Here is a 26,086-nt window from a genome sequence, read left to right on the forward strand (position 1 = left end):
ATGAGGAAGAGAGCAGCACACTCATAAAGTTAAATGTCTATTCAAAAAAGTTTCACTTCAAAGTGAATAAAACATCAATAGCATAACCTATATAGCTCGCTTAATTAGCAACGAGCTATGCAGGTGCCTATTACACTTTGTCTGGCTCTATCTCTTTAATGTATCTATTTACAGATAAGTAAGAGCCAACAAAACCCAAGCTTGTAGCAAGTAAAACCAAAAAGCCAAATTCGCTAAGCGTTAAACCAATGAGTAAAAAGTTAGTTTGATACACACCAGCCACGCTATTTACGGCTGAAGAAAGCCACCACATCATTAGCGCAACGGATATAAAAGCAAACAATCCACCAATAACGCCATACCAAATACCGGTCCATAAAAATGGCGCGTGGATAAACGTATTTGTAGCACCTACAAGCTTCATTACTTGAATTTCTTCTTTTTTGTCCATGATAGATAAGCGAATAGTGTTACCTATTATGAGCGTTACAGACGTTAATAATAACAAGGTAATGGTTATAACACTTTCTTTTAGCAAGCCAAGTAGTGCATTTAAGCGCTCTAACCAGGCTATATCAAGCTTGCCAAAATCAACCTCACGCTCCGCTTCTAACTTAGTTAAAAGCACCTTTGCAGCATTAGGCTGGCGGTGCCGCTTAGTGGGTGTAACTAGCACAACATCGGGTAATGGATTGCTATCTAGATATTCTAGCGCTTGCCCAAAACCTGACGCTTCCTGAAATTCTTTTAATGCTTGCTGCTTAGAAATAAACGTTACGCTCTCTACTTCAGGGTATAAGGCTAAGCGCTTAACTAACGTTGTTGTTTCTTGTTCCGTCATTGTTTGTTTTACAAATAATGATATTTCACTGGCCTCTTCAAAGCCACTGCTTACTTGCTGCACGTTTTTAACCACTAAGTAAAGTGTAGCAGGAAGCGTTAAGCTTAATCCAAGTACCGCAATTGTCATCATAGATGCCAGTGGTGTGCGCCACATTTCACCCAGACTATGAATCCCTTGACGGAAAATATTAACGATAAAAAAATAGCCATTTGAAATGAATGATTTTTTTTGTTTTTCGTTTTTGTTTTGGCGGCTTTTAAACAATAAACTCATAATGCCCCCTGCGCTAATGGATCTTCAAGCATTCTGCCATCCTTTAACGTTAAGCTCCTATACTTCATGCGCGCAACAAGCCCTAAGTCATGGGTAGCAATAAGTACGGTTGTGCCGTGTTTATTAAAGTCTTCAAATAATTTAAGTATTTCCATAGACAGTTCAGGATCTAGGTTACCCGTTGGCTCATCGGCAAGTAAAATTGGCGGAGAATTTACAATAGCACGTGCAATACCAACTCGCTGTTGCTCACCACCTGACAACATAGATGGGTGACATTTAACCTTATCGATTAAACCCACTTTATCGAGCGCACCATGAACACGCTTTGCAATTTGATTACGGTGAGTACCTTCAATGATCAACGGTAACGCAACATTATCAAATACAGTGTATCGCTCTAGTAATCGATGATTTTGAAAAATAATACCAATATCTCGTCGTGCATAAGGAATTTGACGCGAATTAACTTTATTCAAATCAATACCATTAATAAACACATTACCGGCAGAAGGGCGTTCCATTAAACTAATTAATTTTAAAAGCGTACTTTTACCTGCGCCACTGTGACCTGTTAAAAAGGCAAGTTCGCCGGGTTTGATATGAAAATTAACTTTTTCGAGGGCTCGATGCCCACCTGGATAGGTTTTACTTACTTGCTGAAAGTTTATCATTTTTTATTATGCCAACCTCATTAAAGTGTTAATGCAATTGGTATTCCTTGCAATTAAAAAGGGAGCAAGCTCCCTTCTTGGTAAATTAAACGTCGTCCTCATCTTGGCTAAATAATGCATCAATAAAATCATCGCTCTTGAAAGAACGTAAATCATCAATACCTTCACCAACACCAATATAACGAATTGGAATGTTAAACTTATCCGCTACTGCAAAAATAACCCCACCTTTTGCTGTACCATCAAGTTTTGACAAAGTAATACCCGTTAAACCTACACATTGGTTAAACAAGTTTACTTGGCTAATCGCATTTTGCCCTGTGCCAGCATCTATTGTTAGCATAACTTCATGCGGTGCATCAGGATCTATTTTTTTCATTACGCGAGCTATTTTTTCAAGCTCTTGCATTAAATTATCTTTATTTTGCAGGCGGCCAGCTGTATCAGCAATTAACACATCAACATTACGCGCCTTTGCAGCCTGAAAAGCATCAAATACCACCGACGCACTATCGGCTCCGGTGTGCTGCGCTATAACCGGGATGCTGTTACGCTCACCCCATACTTGAAGTTGCTCAACCGCAGCGGCTCTAAAAGTGTCGCCCGCAGCAAGCATGACCGACTTACCTTCATTTTGAAACTGTTTTGCCAGCTTACCAATGGTCGTTGTTTTACCAACACCATTTACACCTACCATTAAAATCACAAACGGTTTTTTTTCTGCGGGTATTATTAATGGCTGCTCAGCAGTCTTGAGCATGCTGGCCATCTCTTGCTTCATTAATTCATACAGTGCATCGCCGTCTTTCAGCTGCTTTCTATTTGCACCATCCGTTAATCTATCGATTAACTTCATGGTCGTATCAACACCTAAATCAGCCGTTAATAATTGAGTTTCCAGCTCTTCAAAAAGATCATCGTCTATTTTTTTACCGCTAAAAATAGATGAAAAGCCAGCGCCTATATTAACGCGAGTTTTTAGTAACCCTTTTTTAAGACGAGAGAAAAACCCTTCTTTTTTAGGTTTTTCTTCTCGCTTGCCCTTTTCTGCTTGCTTAGCTTTTTCTGAAGCAAGGCGCTCTTGCTCTAAACGCTGCGCCTCGGCTTGCGCTTCTGCTTGTTCAGCTGCTATACGTTCCTGCTCTAAACGCTGGGCTTCTGCTTGCTCTGCTGCAATGCGTTCTTGTTCTAAACGCTGCGCTTCTGCTTGCTCTGCAGTAATTCGCTCTTGTTCTAAACGCTGCGCCTCAGCTTGCTCTGCTGCAATACGTTCTTGCTCTATGCGCTGCGCTTCTGCTTGCTCAGCTGCTATACGCTTTTGCTCTATGCGCTGGGCTTTTGCTTGCTCTGCCGCAACACGCTCTTGTTCTAATCGCTGCGTTTCTGCTTGTTCAGCTGCTATACGCTCTTGCTCTAAACGCTGGGCTTCTGCTTGTTCAGCTGCTATACGCTCTTGCTCTAAACGTTGCGCCTCAGCTTGCTCAGCAGCGCGTTCCTGCTCTAAACGCTGGGCCTCTGCTTGCTCTGCTGCAGCACGTTCTTGTTCTAAACGCTGCGCTTCTGCTTGCTCTGCAAGGCGATTTTGCAGCTCCACTCTCTGCTGCTCGGCTTCCGCCTGTTCTTTTGCTAGCAGTTCAGCATTTGCTTGTTCTATTGCTAATTTTTCAGCTTGCTCTACAGCAACACGCTCTTGTTCGGCTTTTTCAGCGACAACGCGTTCTTCTTCTAAGCGTTTAGCTTCCTGCTCTGCTAAAGCTTGTTGTTTATCAGCCTCTGCTTTTTGTTCGGCTTGTTTCTTATCTGACTTACCAAAGCCGAGCCAAGACATTAATTTACTTTTTTTTGCCATACTTGCTAATAACCACTTATAAAAATCTGATAAACTAAAATTTGAAAATAGCTTGGAAGAGCCAACATACTTTGCCAGCCAAACAACCATTCAAAACATAAGTGTTCAATAGTAACACTTTTAATGCGGTTGAAAAATGAAGCTATACGTAATCTACTACAATATTATCTGAGCTAGATCCCAGATACCATTTTTTAGTGAGCTAAATGAGAAATAAAACAACTAAAAATAAAGCAATTAGCAAATCTACTGATGGCTTTATTAGAGTGATAAGTGGGCAATTTCGGGGCCGTAAGCTTCCAGTAAAAGACGTACAAGGCTTACGCCCCACAACCGACAGAATCAAAGAAACGGTATTTAACTGGTTGATGCAAGACACGCGCGACGCAAATGTTCTCGATTGTTTTGCAGGATCAGGGGGATTAGGATTTGAAGCACTTTCACGGTTTGCAAGCAACGCTACATTTTTAGAACTTGACCCAAGTGCAGCAAAGCAACTAGGGCAGAATATCTCAACGCTAAAACTGATCAATGCGCAGGTAAAACATACAAACTCACTTTCATTTTTAGAACAAAAAAATATTAACACGCCATTTGATTTGGTTTTTGTTGACCCGCCTTTTCGCAAAAATTTAGCCCAAACTAGCTGTAACTTATTAGAAATAAATAACTGGCTTAACGAAGATGCGCTTATTTATGTTGAAGTTGAGAGCGATCTAAATACATTCAACACCCCAACTAACTGGCTGTTAATTAAAGAAAAAAAATCTGGACAAGTGTTTAGCAGGCTCTACCGTCGCCAAACAAATTAAGACTGTTTAACGCTATGGGTTTCTGTTAATATTATCCTTTACATGTGGTGTTGCTTCGGATTACAATACCGCACCATTTTTGAACCACTTGATCAATGTTTGATCAACTTGAGCAACGCTCATAATTTAGGTAGGTGAATTTTTAATGCCAGTAATTAAAGTAAGAGAGAACGAACCGTTTGACGTAGCACTTCGTCGCTTCAAGCGTTCATGTGAAAAAGCAGGTATCCTTTCAGAAGTTCGTCGTCGCGAGCACTATGAAAAGCCAACAGCTGAGCGTAAGCGTAAAAAAGCTGCAGCAGTTAAGCGTCACATGAAAAAACTTTCTCGTGATAACGCTCGTCGCGTTAAATTATACTAATACATTTGGTCTTGTATAAATGAGCCTTTTAATAACGCTAAAAGATGCGCAAAAAGATGCGATGAGAGCTAAAGACAAACAACGTCTTAACCCTATTCGCATGGTACTTGCTGCAATCAAGCAACGTGAGATTGACGAGCAGATAACACTAGACGACGCAGGTATTACCTCCGTTATAGTAAAGCTTGTTAAACAGCGTCGCGACTCTTACACTCAGTATAAAGATGCTGGGCGTGATGATTTAGCTGAAATTGAAGCCAATGAAATAACAGCACTTGAAGCCTTCTTACCTCAACAATTGAGCGAAGAAGAAATCATAGCTCTCATTGACGCGGCTATTGCTGATACTAACGCAGCAGGTATGCAAGACATGGGTAAAGTAATGGGTATAATCAAAAGCAAAGCTGAAGGTCGCGCCGATATGGGTAAGATCTCTGGTTTAATTAAGCAAAGATTAACTGCCTAACACTCCCTATACGTAAAGTATAATTGAAGTAAACCGAGCCTTGTGCTCGGTTTCTTTGTTTTTACGTCACTAAAAAGTAAACTTTAGGCCTATATTCAAAAAATGAAATTATTCATACTGACTCTATTTATTTGGCCGTCATTTTGGTAAGTTAAGGTCCAATTGTTTATACCTCACTGGTATAAACTGTGAGTTTCACTTTCGTTATTCTTCTTAATATTTCAGGACTGTATTTTACTAATGGCTGGAAAGATCCCACGAAGTTTTATAGATGATTTACTTGCCAGAACCGATATTGTCGATCTGATAGACTCCAAAGTTGGCCTAAAAAAAGCCGGCAAGGACTATCAGGCATGTTGCCCTTTTCATAACGAAAAATCACCTTCATTTACTGTATCACAAGATAAACAGTTTTATCATTGCTTTGGCTGTGGCGCTAACGGGAATGCTATTTCGTTTGTTATGGAATACGAAAAGCTTGAGTTTGTTGATGCTATTGAAGAAATAGCCAGTATGCTTAACTTAGACGTGCCTCGCGAACAAGGAGGTAGTTCGGCGCCAGAGCGCACTGCAGCGCAAAAACGCTCAGATTACGATTTGATGCTTCATACAGCTCGCTTTTATCAGCACCAACTTAAGCACCACGCTAACTCGGCCGCAGTCATTGACTATGTTAAAGGTAGAGGACTGAGTGGCGAAACCGTTAAAAAGTTTATGGTTGGCTACGCCCCTAGTGAATGGGATGGTTTATGTTTGCAACTTGGTCGTAATAAAGAACAAAAAGAGCAACTCGTAGAATTAAAGCTCGCCTCAGAAAAAACACCCGGCAGGCAGTTCGACTTTTTCCGCGACCGCTTAATGTTTCCTATTCGTGATAAACGCGGCAGAGTAGTCGCTTTTGGCGGACGCGTTATGCAAGCTGATCAAGGCCCTAAATATTTAAACTCTCCAGAAACCCGAATTTTTCATAAAGGGTTTGAACTTTACGGTCTTTATGAAGCAAAACAAGCGCACAAAAAATTAGAGCACATTCTTATTGTAGAAGGCTACATGGATGTTGTTGCACTTGCAGAAAAAGAGATTGAATACGCCGTTGCAGCACTGGGAACAGCCACAACAAGCGAGCACATGCATACCTTATTCAGAACAACCGATAAGGTCATTTGTTGTTATGATGGCGACCGAGCTGGACGCGACGCAGCTTGGCGAGCACTTGAAAATGCACTCCCCTATTTAAATGACGGTAAAGCATTAAATTTTGTATTTTTACCTGACGGAGAAGACCCCGATTCATTAGTGCAAAAAGAAGGTAAAGATGCATTCGAACAGCGTCTAAGTGAGGCCGATGACTTTACTAAAGTTATGTTTAATAAATTAAGCCAAGAAATTGACTTAACATTAGATTCAGGTAAAGCAAAATTACTTAGTGCAGCGTTGCCACTCATTGAAAAAATTCCGAGTGAATTTTATCAAGAAAACATTTTAGAGCAATTAGGCCGATTAATTGGGCGCACGCGTGAACAACTTAATAACCGCTTAAAAACACCAAAACAACAGCACGCTATTGAGCGAAAATTTAAAATAACCCCGATGCGACAGGCTATCGGTATTTTAGTTCAGCATCCCAATTTAGCTAAAAGCGTTCCTTTTTTACCAGAACTTGCACAAATGAACATTGCAGGTATTGGTTTATTGCTTCGCTTGCAGCAACAAGCACTTGAAAAAGAGAATATCACTACGGCTCAGCTACTCGAATTTTTTAGAGATACTGACGATTATGAGCCTCTTATTAAGCTCGCTACTTGGCAACATGAAATAAATGAAGAGCGTTTAGAGACTGTTTTTAAAAATACTTTTAAATTTATTGAAGATCAGTGTTTAAATTATCGACTAGAGACCCTATTAATAAAGGACAAGACACAAGGTCTAAATAGCGACGAAAGGCTTGAATGTCATTTACTAATGACAGCGTTAAAAGCGACTAACAGCTAGTCAGATCTAGTTTTGGATGTTATACTGTGCTATTCACTGCGTCACATTGTTCTGGTTGGCATTAATGTAAACCAAGTGATGGCGCCTGTTGTATCAACTTATCAGAGTGGAAGAAACAATCTCTATGGATCCAACTCCTCAGTCACAATTAAAACTTCTGATTCAAAAAGGTAAAGAGCAAGGCTACTTAACTTTTGCAGAAGTAAATGATCACCTTCCACAAGACATAATTGACTCAGATCAAGTAGAAGATATCATAAGCATGATTAATGACATGGGTATTAAGGTTAGCGAAAATGCGCCTGATGCCGATGAATTAATGATGCAAGAAACAACGACAGACGAAGACGCAGCTGAAGCTGCCGCTGCTGCACTTGCTACGGTAGAAAAAGAAATTGGCCGCACTACCGATCCCGTTCGCATGTACATGCGCGAAATGGGCACCGTTGAACTTCTTACACGCGAAGGCGAAATTGTAATCGCTAAGCGTATTGAAGAAGGGATCAACCAAGTACAAATTTCGGTTGCTGAATACCCTGAAGCAATCACTTACCTACTAGAGCAGTGGGATAAGTTTGAAGCAGAAGAAATGCGTTTAAGCGATATCATCGTAGGATTCATTGATCCAAACGAAGACGAAGCGCCAATTTCAGCAACTAACATTGGTTCAGAATTAAGTGAAAAACAACTTGATGACGACGATGACGATGAAGATAAAAGCGACGACGATGAAGATGAAGAAGAAGTAGACACAGGCCCAGATCCTGAAGAAGCTCGAATTCATTTTGAAAACTTACGTGATTTATACAATAAAGCACGTGATACGTTTGAGGCTAAAGGTCGTTCACATCCTGATTCACAAGATGCTATTTTTGAAATTGGCGAGCTTTTCAGAACCTTTAAACTAATTCCTAAACAGTTTGATCGCATGGTAAATAACATGCGCGAAATGATGGATCGTGTTCGTGTTCAAGAGCGCCTAATCATGAAACAAGCTGTACAAATTGCTAAGCTACCTAAAAAAGCATTCGTTAAGCATTTTGCTAATAACGAAACTGACGCTTCGTGGGTTGATTTAGAAATTTCAAATAATGAAAAGTACTCAGCTAAACTAGAAGAAGTTAAACCTGAAATAATTCGCTGTATTAATAAGCTATCTATTATTGAGCAAACAACAGGTTTAAGCATTGAGCGCATTAAAGACATTAACCGTCGAATGAGCATTGGTGAAGCAAAGGCCCGCCGTGCGAAAAAAGAAATGGTTGAAGCAAACTTACGTCTTGTAATTTCAATTGCTAAAAAATACACAAACCGTGGCTTACAATTCTTAGATTTAATCCAAGAAGGTAACATTGGCTTGATGAAAGCAGTAGATAAGTTTGAATACCGCCGTGGTTATAAGTTCTCTACTTATGCTACGTGGTGGATACGCCAGGCTATTACTCGCTCTATTGCTGACCAAGCAAGAACTATCCGTATCCCGGTACATATGATCGAAACGATTAATAAACTTAATCGCATCTCTCGTCAAATGTTACAAGAAATGGGTCGTGAGCCAAATCCAGAAGAATTAGCAGAACGCATGATGATGCCTGAGGATAAAATCCGTAAGGTACTTAAAATTGCTAAAGAGCCAATTTCGATGGAAACACCCATTGGTGATGATGAAGATTCGCACTTAGGTGACTTTATTGAAGATACCACCATTGATTCGCCAATCGATTCGGCAACAATGGAGTCGCTTCGTGGCGCAACTAACGATGTACTAGCTGGACTTACAGCGCGTGAAGCAAAAGTACTTCGTATGCGTTTTGGTATTGATATGAATACCGACCACACTTTAGAAGAAGTAGGTAAGCAATTTGACGTAACACGTGAGCGTATTCGTCAAATAGAAGCGAAAGCGCTGCGTAAATTACGCCACCCTTCTCGCTCAGATTTACTGAAAAGCTTTTTAGACGCTAAATAATTTAGCGCTATGTAAAAACTAAAAAGGCCGCTGTAGCGGCCTTTTTTCTATTTAAAGGAAAAAATCATGGCTTGGATCCAAATCCGTATCAATGCCAATGCTGCAACGGCAGATGCAGTAAGCGACCTATTAATGGAATCAGGCAGTGCGTCTGTTACTTTTATAGATGCTAAAGACACCCCTATTTACGAGCCTAAAATTGGCACTGTAGAGTTTTGGGCAGACACCACCGTAATTGGTCTATTCGAAGCTAATCACGATTTGAACGAAGTGATTGCATTATTAAAGCGCCATGATGAAATAAACGAATCACTCATATACAAAATTGAGCAGCTCGAAGATAAAGATTGGGAACGTGAGTGGATGGATAACTTCCACCCTATTCAATTTGGCGAGAAGCTATGGATTTGTCCTAGCTGGCGCGATATTCCAGACCCAGAAGCTGTTAACGTATTGCTTGATCCAGGCCTTGCATTTGGCACAGGCACGCACGCAACAACTGCTTTGTGTCTAAAATGGCTAGAAAGCCAAGACCTAACCGGTAAAACCGTAGTCGATTTTGGATGTGGCTCAGGCATTCTAGGTATTGCTGCTATTAAACTTGGTGCTGAGCGCATGATTGGGATTGATATTGATCCACAAGCACTCGAAGCAAGCCTTGATAACGCAAATAGAAATGGCGTTGCAGACAAGTTAGAAGTATACCTTCCGGAAAATCAACCTGAGTTTACTGCCGATATTGTTGTTGCCAATATTTTAGCTCAACCGCTACGCGAACTGCACAAGGTAATTTTAGGGTTGTTAAAACCCGGTGGTAAAATTGCCATGTCGGGTATATTAGAAGAGCAAGCCCAGTCAGTAGCTGATATCTATGCCCCCTTTATTGAGCTAGATGATATTGCCGTTGAAGGTGATTGGACCCGTGTTAGCGGTACAAAAAATAGCTAATCACGTACATTAACAATTTTAGAGTATTAACTCAAAAGTCGTATGTAAAGCCTGTATTTAACAGGCTTTACTATTTTTTTACAAAATAAAAAATAAACATTATTTATTATAAAAACATCATTCGTTCAAATTTCATCCAAATAAACCCTTTCGTCATACGGTTATCAAATGTCAATACGAAAAGAGCAAAAAAAAGTCACTTTTGTTCAATTTATAGCCTTTGATTTTTGTCAAAAAAGCCGTAAACTTAGCGCCCCTTGAAAAGAGGCCTATTGAATACAGTGCGTATCGGTAAATACCAACTTGAGAATAATGTAATTGTTGCGCCTATGGCCGGCATTACAGACAGACCATTTAGACAACTCTGCCGTCGTTTAGGCGCCGGGCTTGCTGTGTCTGAAATGTTATCGTCAAACCCAAAGGTTTGGAAAACTGAAAAGTCGATGAACCGTATGGATCACAGCGGTGAGTCGGGTATACGCGCGGTGCAAATTGCAGGAGCTGATCCTGAGCTTATGGCGCAGGCCGCACAATTCAATGTTGCTAACGGTGCACAAATCATAGATATAAATATGGGGTGCCCAGCAAAAAAAGTGAACAAGAAACTCGCAGGCTCTGCCTTATTACAGTTTCCTGAACTCGTGGAAGAGATTATTGATGCAGTCGTTAATGCTGTTGATATACCTGTGACACTTAAAATCCGTACTGGATGGGATCCGGATAACCGTAATGGTGTAGAGATTGCGAGAATAGCTGAACGTTATGGCATTGCATCACTGGCTGTACATGGGCGAACACGCGCATGTATGTATAAAGGTGAAGCAGAGTACGCCACGATTAGGGATATAAAGCGTTCAGTGTCGATTCCTGTTGTTGCAAATGGTGATATAACTTCACCAGAAAAAGCAAGACAGGTTTTAGACTATACGGGTGCAGATGCCATTATGATTGGCCGAGCCGCCCAAGGTCGCCCTTGGATATTTAGGGAGATAGACCACTATTTGCGAACTGGTGAACACATGCAGCCACCTGCTATTGAAGAGGTGCGCAGTATTTTAATGGAGCATTTAACAAACCTCCATGCGTTTTACGGTGAACCAATGGGCGCGAGAATTGCTCGCAAACATGTATCTTGGTATTTGCAAACCCATGACAGTGATGGTCAGTTTAGGCGAGTATTTAATGCGCTCGACAACCCACAAGCACAGGTCGTCGCATTAGAGCAATACTTTAAAACACTAGCAGCTAACTAAGAAAGAAAGAGACTTTATAATGTTCGAACAAAACGTGACTTCTCCATTTATCACAAACCCTCATGTTCAGTCACACGAGAAACCGCAGCCATTGCGTGATGCAGTAAAAAAAGCTGTTCACCACTACTTAAAACAGCTTAACGGTCAAGATGTGCAAGACGTATACGACCTTGTTCTTTCAGAGCTAGAAGCGCCATTACTTGAAGAAGTAATGACATACACACGTGGTAACCAAACTCGTGCAGCTATTTTACTAGGTATCAACCGTGGTACTTTACGTAAAAAGCTTAAAAAATACGGCATGAACTAATATGCTGGCTGTGATAAATCACAGCTGATTATTAAAAAAGCACCTTAGGGTGCTTTTTTTATGCGTACAATTTAGTAGAGATGTTGCAAAATGCTCACGCTTATTGGCGCTTTATAAGTCGTTTTTTGAGTCGTAATCAGTTAAAATGCCCGCTTCTAAGCTAGCTCATTAACTGAGGAAATCAAACTACAATGGATACTCATCGTCCCATTCGTCGCGCACTATTAAGTGTGTCTGATAAAACCGGTATTGTTGAATTTGCACGCGCACTAGAAGCGCAAGGCGTTGATATATTATCAACTGGCGGTACGTGTAAACTCCTTGCTGATAACGGCATAAAAGTGACTGAAGTTTCAGATCACACCGGTCACCCTGAAATCATGGATGGCCGCGTAAAAACCCTTCACCCTAAAATTCACGGCGGCATTTTAGCCCGTCGCGGACAAGATGAAGATGTAATGGCAGATAACAACATTTCTGCAATCGACATAGTTGTAGTTAACTTATACCCCTTTGCGAATACCGTCGCTCAAGAAAACTGCAGCCTTGAAGATGCCATTGAAAATATTGATATTGGCGGTCCTACAATGGTTCGCGCAGCAGCTAAAAACCATAAAGACGTAACAATTGTGGTAAACGCGAGCGACTACGACCGTGTTATTAGTGAAATGCAAAACAACAGTGGCTCAACAACGTATAAAACACGTTTCGATTTAGCTATTGCCGCTTATGAGCATACAGCACAGTACGATGGCATGATTGCCAACTACTTTGGTAAAATGGTGCCTGATTACACCGAAGAAGCTGCTGAAGATACTAAATTCCCTCGCACTATTAATATGCAGTTTACTAAAAAGCAAGACATGCGATACGGTGAGAACTCACATCAAGACGCTGCTTTTTACGTTGAAAACGATGTAAGTGAAGCGTCAGTGGCAACAGCAACTCAGCTACAAGGTAAAGCGCTTTCGTTTAATAACATTGCAGACACCGATGCAGCGCTTGAGTGTGTTAAAGAATTTGATGTACCAGCGTGTGTCATTGTAAAACATGCAAACCCGTGTGGCGTATCGATTGGTGAAAACATTCTTGCAGCTTACGAGCGTGCATTTAAAACAGACCCAACATCAGCGTTTGGCGGAATTATTGCCTTTAACCGTGAGCTTGATGCGCAAACAGCACAAGCTATTGTTGACCGCCAATTTGTTGAAGTAATTATTGCACCAAGCGTTTCGAGCGAAGCGGCAAAAATTGTTGAAGCGAAAAAGAATGTGCGTTTATTAGAGTGCGGGCAGTGGAGTGGTAAAGCAACCGGTCACGACATTAAACGTGTAAATGGCGGTGTACTAGTTCAGGACCGTGATTTAGGTATGGTTACCCAAAGCGACTTAAAAGTCGTCTCTAAGCGTCAACCTTCTGAGCAAGAACTTAAAGATTTACTATTTTGTTGGAAAGTCGCTAAATTTGTTAAATCAAACGCGATTGTTTATGCCCGTGACGGTATGACCATTGGCGTAGGCGCAGGTCAAATGAGCCGTGTTTACTCTGCAAAAATTGCAGGTATCAAAGCTGCTGATGAAAACCTAGAAGTCCCAGGCTCTGTTATGGCGTCGGATGCGTTTTTCCCATTCCGCGATGGCATAGACGCTGCTGCAGAAGCAGGGATTACTGCCGTAATTCAACCAGGTGGCTCAATGCGCGATGAAGAAGTTATTGCCGCAGCTGACGAAGCAGGCATGGCCATGGTCTTCACTGGCATGCGTCACTTTCGCCACTAATCACAAAAAGGGTTAAGCTCAACGTTTAACCCTTTTTGTTTGCAAGCAATTCACGTATTCTGATTATTCTAACTCCTAATTTTAATGTGAAGGAACAAACGATGAAATTTGCACTAAAGTCTCTACTTGTTGCTAGCCTAGCACTTACTTCAACAATGGCATTAAGCCATAACCATGAATCAAGCCTAAGCCACGCAATAAAAGCAAGCGAGCGAAGCGCTAAAAATAGTGCTCGTGATGAATATCGCCACCCTGAGCAAACATTGGCATTTTTTGGCTTTAAACCGTCAATGACCGTTGTTGAAATTGCGCCAGGCGGTGGTTGGTACAGTGAAATTTTAGCGCCAGCATTGAAAGAGCAAGGCTTATACTACGCTGCTCATTTCCCTAGCGACTCATCGGTTGGTTACTATCAACGTTCATTAGCGGCGTTTAAACAAAAAGTAGCTGAAGACGAACGCTTTAGTAATGTTAAAATTACAGAGTTTGCCCCTTTAACCCACCTAGATATTGCACCTGCAGAATCTGCCGATATGGTACTTACCTTCCGCAATGTGCATAACTGGTACATGGGTAAAGATACAGACGGTGCATTAAGCGCATTTAAAGCGTTTTATAAAGCACTAAAACCAGGTGGTACATTGGGTGTAGTTGAGCATCGTTTAGCTGAAAACCGTGCTGACGACGATCAGAAAACATCAGGTTATATGAAACAGAGCTACGTGGTTGACCTTGCAAAGCAAGCAGGATTTGAGCTAGCAGCAACTAGTGAAATTAATGCTAATCCAAAAGATACAGCCGATCATCCTAAAGGGGTGTGGACGCTACCACCTAGCTTAAGACTTGGCGAACAAGACGCTGAAAAATATAAAGCTATTGGTGAAAGCGACCGTATGACGCTTAAATTTAAAAAACCGCTTTAAATAGGAATAGTACGCCATGAATGTATTAGTCATTGGCAGCGGCGGCCGCGAACACGCACTTGCGTTCAAAGCCGCTCAAAACACAAAAGTAAACACGGTATTTGTAGCTCCAGGTAATGCGGGTACAGCCCTTGAACCTAAACTCGAAAATGTTGCAATTAACGTTGAAGATTTAGATGGGTTATTAAACTTTGCTCAGCAAAATAATGTAGAACTTACCATTGTAGGGCCTGAAGTACCGTTAGTATTGGGTGTTGTGGATAAATTTCGTGAACATAATATGGCTATATTTGGTCCAACAGCGGGTGCTGCCCAGCTTGAAGGTTCGAAGTCATTCACGAAAGATTTTTTAGCACGCCACAATATTCCTACTGGCGACTACCAAACATTTGAACAAATAGACCCTGCCCTTGCGTATTTAAAAGAAAAAGGCGCGCCAATTGTAATTAAAGCCGATGGCTTAGCTGCAGGCAAAGGGGTTATTGTTGCAATGGACGAACGCGAAGCAGAAGACGCTATTCGCGATATGCTAGCGGGCAATGCTTTTGGTGATGCGGGAAGTCGCGTAGTAATTGAAGAGTTTTTGGATGGCGAAGAGGCGTCTTTCATTGTGATGGTAGATGGTAAAAACGTCCTTCCGTTTGCAACAAGCCAAGATCATAAGCGTGCTTATAATGGCGATGCCGGTCCAAATACTGGCGGCATGGGTGCCTACTCTCCTGCGCCAGTGGTGACAAACGAAATCCACCAACGCATAATGGATGAAGTAATCACCCCTACAGTAGAAGGCATGGCAAGCGAAGGCCACCCGTACACAGGTTTTTTATACGCGGGTTTAATGATAGATAGCTCAGGAACACCTAAAGTCATTGAGTACAACTGTCGTTTTGGCGACCCTGAAACACAACCTATGATGCTACGTTTACAATCAGATTTAGTTGAGCTGATCGAAGCGGCTAATCGTGAAGAGCTTGATAAAACCACCATTGAGTTTGACCCACGCGCAGCAGTAGGCGTTGTACTTGCATCTAAAGGCTATCCGGGTGACTACCCTAAAGGTGATGCTATTTCGGGCCTTAAAGTTAACTACCCTGCTGATGAAAAAGTATTTCATGCTGGCACTAAGCAAGATGGCGAAAATGTTGTTACCGCAGGCGGACGCGTTTTATGTGCAACTGCGCTAGGTAATACCGTAACTGAGGCACAAGCACGTGCTTATGAGCTTATTAAAGGAATTAGCTGGGACGGCATGGAATACCGTACTGATATTGCTTATCGTGCTATTGCCCGTGAGCAGTAAGTTAGTAATAATTGATTGGTATAACCAGTTAATTTAACTAAAAAAGCGCAGTTCGCCTGCGCTTTTTTAGTGCTACACTAAATAAAAGTTTTTAAAAAGTAAGCTTACATTGGAACTTAGAACTTTACGTTATCATTCACTTGCCGTTGCCATTTTGATATTTATATTTTTTATTATCAATACATTGGCTTCAAACCTTGTAGTGCCTACTCGTTACACTATTGATAAAACGTCACCAATGTACCTCGATCATGCTTACTACATCGATAAAACTAAAAACAAAACATTCGATGACATTATCACGCAACCAGATCTACTTACTTACGCTCACTTTTCAGAAATTCCTTGGAGTTTTACCCAGCAAAATTATTGGTTATTTCTTGATTTAGAAAACAAGAGCCAAAAAAATCAAAAGGTAGTTGCTCATTTCGATAACCCAATGGCTGATCACCTCACAATTTATCGCTTAGATGAAAACAACCAGATACTGCAAACTTATAAGTTGGGTGATAGAGAAAAAAAGCTCACTTTGTTTCAATACAGCGTTCCCCATATAAACTTTTTAATGGAGCAAAAATCAACCCAACGGCTCGTTATAAAAATAGACACTGTGGGCATTAGTAAAACACCTATCAATTTATACCGCGATAAAGAATTTTTAGATCTCATGCGTTCTCAAACAGGTATTTGGGGAATATTTGCTGGCGTATTACTCATGGCTGCTCTGTACAACCTAGTACTCTATTTTGGCATAAAAGACCGTGTTTACCTTGTTTATATTGGTTACATAATTAGCGCACTAATACTAATGGGTATTGTGCTTGGGTTTGGTTTTTACCTCTGGCCTTTAGAGTGGCAACTATTTTTTCATCACAAAGTCATTGTGAGTAATTACGCAGTTTCGTTTTTTACTCTCGCCTTTTGTACTATGTTTTTACGCTACCATAAAGATAAGTGCTGGCGATACACAATGAGTAAAGCCTTGCTTTATCTTATGTTTATTTTGGGGGTAGCTAGTTTTTTTATTCCTGAAAACATCGCTGCGCCACTCTTCTTTTGCGTATTAGCGCTATTATATGTTGCATGCTCTATATTAATTTATAAAAAGCTACGTAGTGGTTTTAGATGGGCTAAATTTTACGTTTTTTCGTGGGTGCCACTCATTTTAGGTGCATTAATACAACCACTAGAGCTCACAGGCGTTATTGATTACAGTTTTACCTCTCGCCATGCCTTTTTGGTGGCAATTTTATGTGAAATTGTATTAATGGCTATGGCGCTGGCAGATCGCGTACGCTATCAACGAGAACGTGCTTTATATCATGCTACCCACACTCAGCAAACTAAGTTGCTCAATAGCTCTAAGCTCAAACAAGCATTTATGGCACTGCAAAGCCAAAACCGCTCTACCACTTTGTGCCTAATTAAAATATGTCATTTTAATTCGCTTAATACCATCATTACATCAACCCAAGGTTATACCCTCATAAAGCATATTGCTGAGCGACTAGAAAATGAATTAATGCATGAAAGAGAGTTTGCAAATCTTGAAACCGATTTAAATAACAGTCCTCGTCTTGCTGATTTAAACAGTGGTGTATTTGCTTGTATTTCAACTAAAACTCAAAACTCAGACATACTCAAAACGGTGCTTGCAAAAGTAATTAGTAACCTCCCTAAGCAATATGAAATTAAAGGTTTAAGTCTGCAGCTCAATTACACAATAGGCATTAGTAGTGCAAACCAAAGTAATGATTTTGAATACTGGTTAAAGCGCGGTTATTTAGCTTTAAAAGATGCAAAAGGGCGTGTAGATCGCGTTGCGTCGTCTGCGGTTAATAACAACATAATAATGGATGTTAGTTTGGCAGCTCATTTGCAAAAAGCGATCAAAACAAACCAGCTTGCCCTGTATTACCAGCCACAAATAAATTTAGTCAATAATCAAGTCACAGGAGCTGAAGCACTTCTTCGCTGGCCTGACCCAACCTATAATAATATTTCGATTGAAGAGCTTATAACTTTGGCTGAACATACAGGCATAATTAACGAGCTCACCTTATGGGTTATTGAACAAGCTTGTAAAGATATTGTAGAGCTAATAAACAGCGGCCATAAAGAGCACACAATTAGTGTTAACTTAAGTGCTAAAAACTTAGCCATTAATAACTTAGCTGAAAAAATAGAAAATATATTAATTAAGCATCAGGCTCCCGCTCACTTACTTAAGTTTGAATTAACTGAATCTGCTTTTGTAGAAAGCCAAAACGTGCTTATTAAATTAGTTGATGAATTATCAGCTTTGGGCATAAAAGTTGTACTGGATGACTTTGGTACAGGTTACGCATCACTGAGCTACCTTGTTAATTACCATTTTAGCGAACTAAAAATAGACAAGTCATTCGTTTTTGACTTAGTCAATAATCCAGCTCACCAAGTTATAGTGCAAACATCAATTGATATGGCGCACCAGCTTAATTTATCAATTACTGTAGAAGGTGTTGAAACCCAAGAGATCCACCAGCTATTAAAACAAATGAATGCAGACCGCGCACAAGGCTATTTATACGCTAAAGCATTACCTTATCCTGAGTACATTAACTTCTTAAAAAGCCAATACAGTTTAAAAATGTTAGACTCTTCTTTTTAAACATCTTTAGGGGCTATGTAAAGATGCAAGGCACACTGCGTAAATTAAAATCGAGTTTAACAGAACCCGTTCAATATCATCTTCCTGTTGGTGATGAGCTAGTTGATTTAAATGCCTTTATAGGTAAAGAGCTAACGCTTACTTTTAGCGGCACTATTTTGTGCGCTAACTGCGGTAAAAAAACCAAAAAAAGTTACTCTCAAGGCCATTGTTTTGTGTGTATGCGTAAGCTGGCTAGCTGCGATATGTGCATCATGAAACCAGAAACTTGCCATTACGATCAAGGCACATGCAGAGAGCCACAGTGGGGCGAAGAAAACTGTATGATCCCACATTATGTGTATTTAGCTAATACCTCAGGCTTAAAGGTGGGAATCACACGCCATACACAAATTCCTACGCGTTGGGTTGATCAAGGCGCCACTCAGGCTTTACCTATATTTAAAGTGCAAACACGCTTGCAGTCGGGCTTGGTAGAAGTTGCATTAGCCGAGTTTATTGCCGATAAAACTAACTGGCGTAATATGCTTAAAGGTCAGAACGAAGCTATAGATCTCAAAGCCGCTGCCGCTGAACTTATTCCGCAAATTAGCGAAAAATTAAACGAGCTTAGTGAGCTATTTGGCGCAACAGCCATAGAGCAATTAGATGAAGACGTGGTTGATTTAAACTTTCCAGTCACTGAATACCCAACCAAAATCAGCTCATTTAACTTTGATAAAAACCCCGTTGTAAGCGGTATTTTACAAGGTATTAAAGGCCAATATTTAATATTTGATAACGGCGTTATTAATATACGAAAATTTACTTCATACGAAGTAACCGTAGGCTAACTATGTTAAACAGCTTTCCACAGTTAATGGTTATCTATAATGAGCTTGAAATAGCACACAACCAGCAGGAGCAAAATGAGTGCTTACATGGCATTACATCAAGTGAGCTGAACGATGTGAGAGTGCTTAATAAACAAGGTGAATACCTTAACTTGCATGGTCAACTTTGCTCAGCCTTAACTGAAGAACAGCTAGCACAGCTTGTTACTGCTCATTTATTAAATGAAGGGCATTGTTGTCTAGGTAAAATTAAAACGCTAACTACTTCACAGGCATTTGATTTACTCGGGCTTTAAACACAGTGTTAATCACTATTGCTCGCTAAGCACTTTAATATGCGCTACAGCACTTCTCCCCAATGCTGATAGCGCATAGCCTCCTTCCAGATACGATACAATCCCGCTACAGCCGTTTTCTTTTGCAACTTTGCATAGCTGTTCAGTTAACCAAATATAATCGTCTTCTACAAAGTTCAGACTTGCCATGTCATCTTCTACATGTGCGTCAAAACCTGCACTTATAAATAACAACTCGGGCTTAAAAGCCTTTAATTTTTCTAACCATTGAGTATTAAACACCTCTTTTAAATCGTCGCCATTACTGGCAATGGGTAACGGCGAATTAACAATATGGCTATTGTTTTTTACAGCTGTATTTGGGTAAAACGGGTATTGAAATAACGAGCAAAGCAATACACTTTCATCATCAATAAAAATATCTTGGGTTCCATTGCCATGGTGCACATCAAAATCAGCAATCGCAATTCGTTTAACTCCTTTGCTTTGGGCATACTTAACAGCAATAGCTAAGTTGTTAAATACGCAAAATCCAGATGATGTGTTTTTATTTGCATGATGCCCTGGCGGACGTACAGAGCAAAAAGCGGCATCTAGCTTATCTGCTAGTATTTCATCTACAGCTAACAGCCCGGCACCAACAGCGCGCTCAATCGCTTTAAGTGAGTCAGGGCAAAGCCATGTATCGCCATCGAGGCTATTTAACCCCTTTTGAGGAATTAAGCGCTCAACTAAGTTTACAAGCGACTCATCGTGCGCTAATAAATAATGTTCTCGCTGAGCTTTAGGGGCTTGTAAATGCTTTAGCCCCACATCGACGCCACTGGCGAGTAACCGGTCGGTAATTGCATCTAAGCGCTCGGGGCACTCTGGGTGGTCGTCTATCATTTTATGTTTACGGCAATGAGGGTGTGAAATAACTGCAGTACGCATAAAATGCTCCTAAGCAAACGAATATGAGCGTTTAATATAACAAAGCCACCTAACGGTGGCTTTGCGACTTTGGTGTATAACTATATAACCCGAGCGTTAATCATTTGGTTTTTAAATTTAGATTTCTAAAGTCAAAACTAAAGTCGGTAACCGCTGTTGAAACCGCCTGCATGCTCGCACGCTTTACACGGTTTGCAGTGCTCATTTCAAAATGTATAAACGCATCGGCCTCAAGTAGCTTTTCATCCCACTTAACAATAAATGTGTTGCCAGTGTAGTGCTCAAGCTCCCCTTTTAAACGCTTTGTATGAGTAAAATCAATTCGTAACTTACCATCTAGCTCTTCAATAATAACATCGCCATACCAGTCATCATTTAATGTGCCCGTGTAATTAATATTAGGTAACTGTGGCTGATAATCCGCAGGTGCAGATGGTGTAGCATTAGCGTACGCATTTTGTTTGCCTTCAAAATGCTTTTTGGCCAAATCTTCGACCCAATCTTTGTCCTCTAGATTGAGCACATCCTCAAGTACTTCGTGTGTAACTGCACTTAAGGCACTAAATGCTTGCTGGTTAGACAAAATAACAATACCGAGCTTTTTTTCTGGAAGCAAAGTGACTTGCGACACCATCCCTAAAATACCACCACCGTGGCCTAGTTTTTTAAACCCGTGGTAGTCCTCTATACTCCAACCTAACCCATAGCCTCTAAACTGTTGATTATATGCCTCAAAGGCACTTTTAGACGCCATAGAGGTTATATGTGGGTGCCACATTTGCGCTTGTTGTTTTTCACTAAACAATTGCTCGCCATTGGGCATTTTGCCACCAGCGAGTTGAGTTAGTAGCCATTGACTCATATCGCTTACACTGGATGCGATAGCGCCTGCTCCTCTAAAATCTTCTAAGTAATTTACAAAAAATGGATGCAGGCTCCCCTCCATTGGAATATGCCCTATTGCCCAGTTTTTGTTACTTTTTGGAATACGCGAAAAACCTGCGCGTGAATTGGTCATTTTTAGCGGCTGTAAAATATGTTTTTCAACGTAATCGTTCCAACTCATTCCAGATACACGCGCTACAACTTCACCCGCAGTCACAAACATTAGGTTGTTATATGCGTACCTACTACGAAAACTGCTCGCTGGTTTTAAATATTTTAACCCCGATAGAATATCATCGACTGATTTATCTGTGCTTGGCCATATCATTAAGTCGCCTTGCCCAAGCCCTAAGCCACTGCGGTGGCTTAATAAATCACGAACTCGCATTTCACGGGTTACATATGAGTCGTATAACCTGAATTCGGGTAAATGGTCTATTACGCGGTCGTCCCAGCGTAATTTCCCCTCATCGACTAATTTAGCTAACGCGGCACTGGTAAATGCTTTTGTATTTGATGCTATACCAAATAACGTATCTTTATTTACTTCAGCCTTTGTATTTAGGTTTGCCGTACCGAACCCCTTTGCTAGCACAACCTCGTTATTTTCAACAATCGCAACCGCCATTCCTGGTACATCAAAGCGTGCCATAGAGGTTTTAATTACATCTTCTATTTTGTTGGTGTCAACCTGTGCCCAACTGCTAAAAGTAGTACTGGCTAGTAGTGCAAAAGCCGCTAATTTGGTCAGTTTCATATCAGTCCTTTTATTATTGATGCACTGCAAATTCTATTGCTGCGCGTTCTTTATTAGGATCGCTCTTTTGTGGGCGATTAAGTATGGCATCACTGTAAGCCTTTGGTACGCCCGCTTCAAGTGCTCCGCGATGAACGTGTTTAACGTACCAATCGTAGGGTAAAATACTCTCGTCATGAGTATTAGCAATATAACAATGAGTATCAATAATTTCCCCGGTTAACAGCTCAACCGTTATATCTACACAATCGTAACCAGGGCCTTCTATTGCATCTAAAGTGACTTTTTCGTCAGCGTTAATTTCATATACTACACCGTATACTAGGGCATCCGCTTTATCAGCTTTATCAGCTTTTTGAATGCTGCATTTACCTGAGCCATCAGAAAAAACCATATCAAAGGTCAACTCATACCCTTTAAGCACTGCTGTACCAATACGTTTAGCATTTGGCAAACGTGCCAACAAACGATTAGACGACATGTTAGATCCAAACGAAAAATTATATAAGGGCATATTTACTCCTACTTGTATTGCATAAATTAAATAACAACGCGAATAGCCAAAGCAATTAAAATAACGCCAATACCTCGGTCAAACCAGTAGCCGTGTTGTTGAAAGAAACCACGAACATAGGCTTTAGAAAGTACCAACGAGAGCGCAGAAAACCATGCCCATGTGGCAAGCGCCATATAAATACCGTAACCAATTTGTATACTCAGTGGCGTTGTTTGGCTTATCACCAAGGTAAATAACGACATAAAAAATAACGTTGCTTTTGGATTTAGTGCATTAGTGAAAAAACCACGCCTAAAAGCAACCCAAATAGACTCTTCAGGGGCTTGTTTGTTTTCAATATTATCGGTTGATGATTCACTCGGCTTAGCGGCTCTTAATGCTTGTATGCCAAGGTAAGTCAAATAAGCGCCTGCAACATACTTAAGTGCCATAAATAAGCTGGGCGATTGAGATAAAATAAGCGCCACACCTAATACACAATAAGCGATGTGTAACAAAATAGCGCCGCCAACACCTGCACTCGTCCATAATGCGTTTCGCCTACCTTGTTGTACACTTTGCTTAAGCACAACAGCAAAATCAGGACCTGGGCTCGCAACAGCAAAAAAGTGAGCAATCACAATTAATAAAAATTCATCTAAATAGTCCACACGCGTCCTTGCTAGTTAGGTGCATACGCCAGTAATAAAGGATTAGCCGATTCACTCACTAGGGCTTTAATTTCTTTTTGCGCTTTTTTAAACTGGCTTCGTAAATGGGGCTTTAAGTGCTTTTTAGAGAGGGTGTCTTTTTTAAAGTAGCAAACCAATGCATGCATAAATACCGTATGTGTTTCGCTCAATTGTGCTTCACGGTTTGCGTACGGGTTATAACAAGAGCCACATCCGCCTTTAAACTGATACACCGTATTGCTCATCATTACACCAAACCCTAAAAAGCAGGCAAGCGCATCAGCTGCTTGAGGTAAAAATTCTTTTCCACCTGGGGGTAATACACCAACATGATGAATCATAATTGTAGCCAGAGTTCCAGCAAAGCTGGCTACTAAATCTTGCGGCTGATTTATTTGATTAGGGTTAAACGAAATATTAATAGCATGGCTCGGCGGCACAATTAACTGACAGCCCTCACCACGAATTGCACTACTAAACTCAAAACGTGGAAACACTTGCGGTTGCAATTGCTGAGGCGCAACTAATTGAATTGGCCATGCGCTCATTCCCGCATAAGAAGTGACTCGTTTAAATACGCTTGTGGCCATTTGCTCAATACTTGATACCGAATCAGGAAAGTATTGCCCTGTAGGCAATATTATTTGTGTGTGTTTGGTAAAAAACTCAGCATCAAAATTTTCGACAGCCCAAATAAAAGTATCAATAAGCCATTGTTGCTCTTGTTGCTCTAACAAGGGCGCTGATTTAAATAACGCTAACATAGTATGCTCTTAATTTAGTTATTCTTGTTCTTGTGCCCATTGCCACGCCTTTGTGTTATATAGCGGTACAGTTGATAACGCATGGTGATGGCTGCCGCTCGACTCTTTTGTTGAATACGACAAGTACAATAAAGTACGCGTTTTTGCATCGTATATTCGACGCACTTTTAACGATTTAAATAAAATACTTTTTGATGACTTAAACACCACCTCACCAGACTTACTACGATCAATTTCTTGTAATTGCTCCGCAGTGATAGGCCCTGTTTGACGACACGCAATCGACATGTCTGACGGATCAGAAAAGTCTAAGTCGGCCTCAACATGACTGATGTGACACGTTACGCCTTTAATAATCGGATCTTGCTGCGAGTTCACCACCACATCTTTTGTAGTAAACAAACCTAAACTCACTGACGCAACATCATCAGAGCAGGCACTTAGCGTAACCACTGCGCCCATAAGCAGGGCAAAACGTTTAATTTTTTGCTGAAGTTTCATATTCATCCTTAACTTAAACTCGGTTTTTATACGCTTATTTCAATAAGCTTGGGTTCACCTGTGTGTTTTTATACTAACATCAAAAATCAGCACAACTAAATTAGTTTAAAACAAACATTTTAGCCGTATGGGGTTTAGCGAGTCCTCGTGTATTTGTTACAATTAACGACACGCTTAATGCCGTAACCAATAGGAACCCCCCACATGCCGCACATTATTATTGAGCACTCAGAAGACCTCCCTGTATTACCTCAAGTACTGGTTGAAAAAATTCATAACTGTACATTCGAAAGCGGTTTATTTGATTTAGAAACTATTAAAACTCGCGCAGTTGCGTATCAGCAGTATCAGTTAGGTGTAGGCAAAGAAGGGTTTATACATGTACAGGCGCATATTATGGCAGGGCGAACAGTAGAGCAAAAGCAAATGTTAAGTGAGCACCTACTTGCGTGTTTAAAAACCTATTGCAGGGAATCTGACAGTTTAAGCGTTAATATTTACGACATGGATCACGAGATTTACCGTAAAAACTAACACAAGTACGGCCTTGTGCTAATCGTCACAAGGCCACTCATCTTCACTAGAATATGCTTTGCCAATAGCGATGCCCTAAGCGCCATTATTTTACTTTTTAACTCATCGCGAATAAGCCTTATTGCAGGCGAAATAAATTGCCGGCTCGGAAGCACTAGCCACATTTCTGTTAACGGGACTTTATAATTGGGAATTATTCGTTTGAGCTTGCCGCTAAGCAAATCGTCTGCCACATCAATAGCTGACTTTTTAGCGATCCCGGCACCATCAATACACCAGCGCCTTACAATATCACCATCGTTTACAGCTCTATCACTGTTCATTTTAACTTTGTATTGCTGCGTACTATCATAAAATTCCCAATCAGCATGCACTACTTCGTAAAGTTTATAAAGTAATGCATTATGCTCGCTTAAGTCGCTCGGCACGCACGGCTCGCCATTGAGTTTTAAGTAACTAGGTGAAGCACACACCACGTGTGCAATATTACAAATTTTAAACCCATATAAGTTAAGATCCTGGGCCACGCCTTTTTTCATTGCCCTTAGTGCAACATCAACCCCATCACGATAAAAATCGGCACGGCTATCACTTGCATGCAACCTCAATGTTATAGAGCTATGGGCATTCATAATATCATTGAGCAAAACACGCATTAAATTACGTCCCATTTCAGACGACACCGCCATACGCACCTCGCCTGTAATACACTCCTGCTTTTCGTTAATAGCTGCTTGCCCTTGCATTAGCAGCCCAAGAGCCTGTTCGCATAATGGCAAGTAACGTTCGCCTTCAGCGGTTAATCTTATTTTCCTAGTAGTGCGAACAAACAATTGTGTACCAAGGGCCTGCTCTATTCGTTTAATAGAGACGCTGGCTGCCGACGAGCTCATATCTAATTAATGCGCCGCCGCTGTTATTGACTGAAGCTGTGCAACTTTTAGCAATACGCGTAAATCTGCAATTTTCATACGTGCCTTTTCATAAAATTTA

Annotated in this window: 24 protein-coding genes and 1 pseudogene; 15 read left to right on the plus strand and 10 right to left on the minus strand. The window is 40.8% G+C overall.

Going from position 1 to position 26,086, the window contains the following annotated elements; all coding sequences use genetic code 11:
• Positions 1 to 130 precede the first annotated feature (130 nt).
• The 3 genes from ftsX to ftsY all read right to left on the minus strand — a co-directional run bounded on the left by ftsX (position 131) and on the right by ftsY (position 3,640).
• On the minus strand, positions 131 to 1,117 hold the full coding sequence (ftsX, locus tag ATS76_RS13425; protein ID WP_058552532.1) for a permease-like cell division protein FtsX: 987 nt from the start codon (positions 1,115 to 1,117) through the stop codon (positions 131 to 133).
• Complete coding sequence (ftsE, locus tag ATS76_RS13430) at positions 1,114 to 1,791, minus strand: cell division ATP-binding protein FtsE (RefSeq protein ID WP_058404528.1); 678 nt, start codon at positions 1,789 to 1,791, stop codon at positions 1,114 to 1,116. The genes ftsX and ftsE overlap by 4 nt, the downstream gene beginning before the upstream one ends.
• Positions 1,792 to 1,876: 85 nt before the next feature.
• The gene (gene ftsY, locus ATS76_RS13435; protein WP_058552604.1) at positions 1,877 to 3,640 is read right to left on the minus strand and encodes a signal recognition particle-docking protein FtsY; all 1,764 of its coding nucleotides are present in this window, start codon (positions 3,638 to 3,640) and stop codon (positions 1,877 to 1,879) included.
• Positions 3,641 to 3,846: 206 nt separating this feature from the next.
• Between ftsY and rsmD the strand changes: the two genes are divergently transcribed.
• The 14 genes from rsmD to ATS76_RS13505 all read left to right on the plus strand — a co-directional run bounded on the left by rsmD (position 3,847) and on the right by ATS76_RS13505 (position 19,531).
• Positions 3,847 to 4,452 carry a 16S rRNA (guanine(966)-N(2))-methyltransferase RsmD gene (gene rsmD / locus ATS76_RS13440; RefSeq protein ID WP_058552533.1) on the plus strand — a complete coding sequence of 202 codons (606 nt, stop codon included), beginning with the start codon at positions 3,847 to 3,849 and terminating at the stop codon, positions 4,450 to 4,452.
• Between the two features lie 145 nt (positions 4,453 to 4,597).
• On the plus strand, positions 4,598 to 4,813 hold the full coding sequence (rpsU, locus tag ATS76_RS13445) for a 30S ribosomal protein S21 (RefSeq protein WP_002957797.1): 216 nt from the start codon (positions 4,598 to 4,600) through the stop codon (positions 4,811 to 4,813).
• A 19-nt stretch (positions 4,814 to 4,832) separates the two neighbouring features.
• Positions 4,833 to 5,279, plus strand: a complete 447-nt coding sequence (locus ATS76_RS13450) for a GatB/YqeY domain-containing protein (RefSeq protein ID WP_008114877.1) — start codon at positions 4,833 to 4,835, stop codon at positions 5,277 to 5,279.
• Positions 5,280 to 5,519: 240 nt separating this feature from the next.
• The gene (dnaG, locus tag ATS76_RS13455; protein ID WP_058552534.1) at positions 5,520 to 7,271 is read left to right on the plus strand and encodes a DNA primase; all 1,752 of its coding nucleotides are present in this window, start codon (positions 5,520 to 5,522) and stop codon (positions 7,269 to 7,271) included.
• A 124-nt stretch (positions 7,272 to 7,395) separates the two neighbouring features.
• Positions 7,396 to 9,240, plus strand: coding sequence for an RNA polymerase sigma factor RpoD (rpoD, locus tag ATS76_RS13460; RefSeq protein WP_058552535.1), 1,845 nt, complete (start codon positions 7,396 to 7,398; stop codon positions 9,238 to 9,240).
• Between the two features lie 66 nt (positions 9,241 to 9,306).
• Positions 9,307 to 10,188, plus strand: a complete 882-nt coding sequence (prmA, locus tag ATS76_RS13465; RefSeq protein WP_058552536.1) for a 50S ribosomal protein L11 methyltransferase — start codon at positions 9,307 to 9,309, stop codon at positions 10,186 to 10,188.
• Positions 10,189 to 10,469: 281 nt separating this feature from the next.
• Positions 10,470 to 11,441: a tRNA dihydrouridine synthase DusB gene (dusB, locus tag ATS76_RS13470; protein ID WP_201020856.1), complete on the plus strand. Its 972-nt coding sequence runs from the start codon at positions 10,470 to 10,472 to the stop codon at positions 11,439 to 11,441.
• A gap of 19 nt (positions 11,442 to 11,460) precedes the next feature.
• Positions 11,461 to 11,751: a DNA-binding transcriptional regulator Fis gene (gene fis / locus ATS76_RS13475; RefSeq protein ID WP_002957804.1), complete on the plus strand. Its 291-nt coding sequence runs from the start codon at positions 11,461 to 11,463 to the stop codon at positions 11,749 to 11,751.
• 191 nt (positions 11,752 to 11,942) lie between these two features.
• On the plus strand, positions 11,943 to 13,529 hold the full coding sequence (purH, locus tag ATS76_RS13480; RefSeq protein WP_058552537.1) for a bifunctional phosphoribosylaminoimidazolecarboxamide formyltransferase/IMP cyclohydrolase: 1,587 nt from the start codon (positions 11,943 to 11,945) through the stop codon (positions 13,527 to 13,529).
• A 101-nt stretch (positions 13,530 to 13,630) separates the two neighbouring features.
• On the plus strand, positions 13,631 to 14,452 hold the full coding sequence (locus ATS76_RS13485) for a class I SAM-dependent methyltransferase (protein WP_058403755.1): 822 nt from the start codon (positions 13,631 to 13,633) through the stop codon (positions 14,450 to 14,452).
• Positions 14,453 to 14,468: 16 nt separating this feature from the next.
• Positions 14,469 to 15,752: a phosphoribosylamine--glycine ligase gene (gene purD, locus ATS76_RS13490; protein WP_058552538.1), complete on the plus strand. Its 1,284-nt coding sequence runs from the start codon at positions 14,469 to 14,471 to the stop codon at positions 15,750 to 15,752.
• Positions 15,753 to 15,861: 109 nt separating this feature from the next.
• Positions 15,862 to 18,402, plus strand: coding sequence for an EAL domain-containing protein (locus ATS76_RS13495; RefSeq protein WP_058552539.1), 2,541 nt, complete (start codon positions 15,862 to 15,864; stop codon positions 18,400 to 18,402).
• A gap of 23 nt (positions 18,403 to 18,425) precedes the next feature.
• Positions 18,426 to 19,235, plus strand: coding sequence for a DUF2797 domain-containing protein (locus ATS76_RS13500; RefSeq protein ID WP_058552540.1), 810 nt, complete (start codon positions 18,426 to 18,428; stop codon positions 19,233 to 19,235).
• Positions 19,236 to 19,237: 2 nt separating this feature from the next.
• Positions 19,238 to 19,531, plus strand: coding sequence for a hypothetical protein (locus ATS76_RS13505; protein ID WP_058552541.1), 294 nt, complete (start codon positions 19,238 to 19,240; stop codon positions 19,529 to 19,531).
• 15 nt (positions 19,532 to 19,546) lie between these two features.
• Here ATS76_RS13505 and ATS76_RS13510 read toward each other — a convergent pair whose 3' ends face one another.
• The 6 genes from ATS76_RS13510 to ATS76_RS13535 all read right to left on the minus strand — a co-directional run bounded on the left by ATS76_RS13510 (position 19,547) and on the right by ATS76_RS13535 (position 24,559).
• Positions 19,547 to 20,464 carry a histone deacetylase family protein gene (locus ATS76_RS13510; protein ID WP_058552542.1) on the minus strand — a complete coding sequence of 306 codons (918 nt, stop codon included), beginning with the start codon at positions 20,462 to 20,464 and terminating at the stop codon, positions 19,547 to 19,549.
• A gap of 100 nt (positions 20,465 to 20,564) precedes the next feature.
• Positions 20,565 to 22,106: a serine hydrolase gene (locus ATS76_RS13515; RefSeq protein ID WP_058552543.1), complete on the minus strand. Its 1,542-nt coding sequence runs from the start codon at positions 22,104 to 22,106 to the stop codon at positions 20,565 to 20,567.
• Positions 22,107 to 22,119: 13 nt separating this feature from the next.
• A complete protein-coding gene (locus tag ATS76_RS13520; RefSeq protein WP_058552544.1) occupies positions 22,120 to 22,620 on the minus strand; it encodes a gamma-glutamylcyclotransferase family protein in 501 nt (166 codons plus the stop codon).
• Positions 22,621 to 22,646: 26 nt separating this feature from the next.
• Entirely contained in the window at positions 22,647 to 23,273 is a 627-nt protein-coding gene (locus ATS76_RS13525; protein WP_058552545.1) for a LysE family translocator, read from the minus strand.
• Positions 23,274 to 23,284: 11 nt separating this feature from the next.
• Positions 23,285 to 24,058 (minus strand): hypothetical protein, encoded by a 774-nt coding sequence (locus ATS76_RS13530; protein WP_058552546.1) that lies wholly within the window; start codon positions 24,056 to 24,058, stop codon positions 23,285 to 23,287.
• Positions 24,059 to 24,076: 18 nt separating this feature from the next.
• A complete protein-coding gene (locus tag ATS76_RS13535) occupies positions 24,077 to 24,559 on the minus strand; it encodes a CreA family protein (protein WP_058552547.1) in 483 nt (160 codons plus the stop codon).
• Positions 24,560 to 24,763: 204 nt separating this feature from the next.
• On the opposite strand from ATS76_RS13535, the gene ATS76_RS13540 reads away from it, so the two are divergent.
• A complete protein-coding gene (locus ATS76_RS13540; RefSeq protein ID WP_058552548.1) occupies positions 24,764 to 25,093 on the plus strand; it encodes a 5-carboxymethyl-2-hydroxymuconate Delta-isomerase in 330 nt (109 codons plus the stop codon).
• An 18-nt stretch (positions 25,094 to 25,111) separates the two neighbouring features.
• Here the strand turns inward: ATS76_RS13540 and ATS76_RS13545 are convergent.
• Positions 25,112 to 26,064: pseudogene (locus tag ATS76_RS13545) on the minus strand (LysR family transcriptional regulator).
• Between the last annotated feature and the right edge of the window lie 22 nt (positions 26,065 to 26,086).

Source organism: Pseudoalteromonas sp. 10-33 (genome assembly GCF_001469195.1).
Lineage (GTDB): Bacteria > Pseudomonadota > Gammaproteobacteria > Enterobacterales > Alteromonadaceae > Pseudoalteromonas.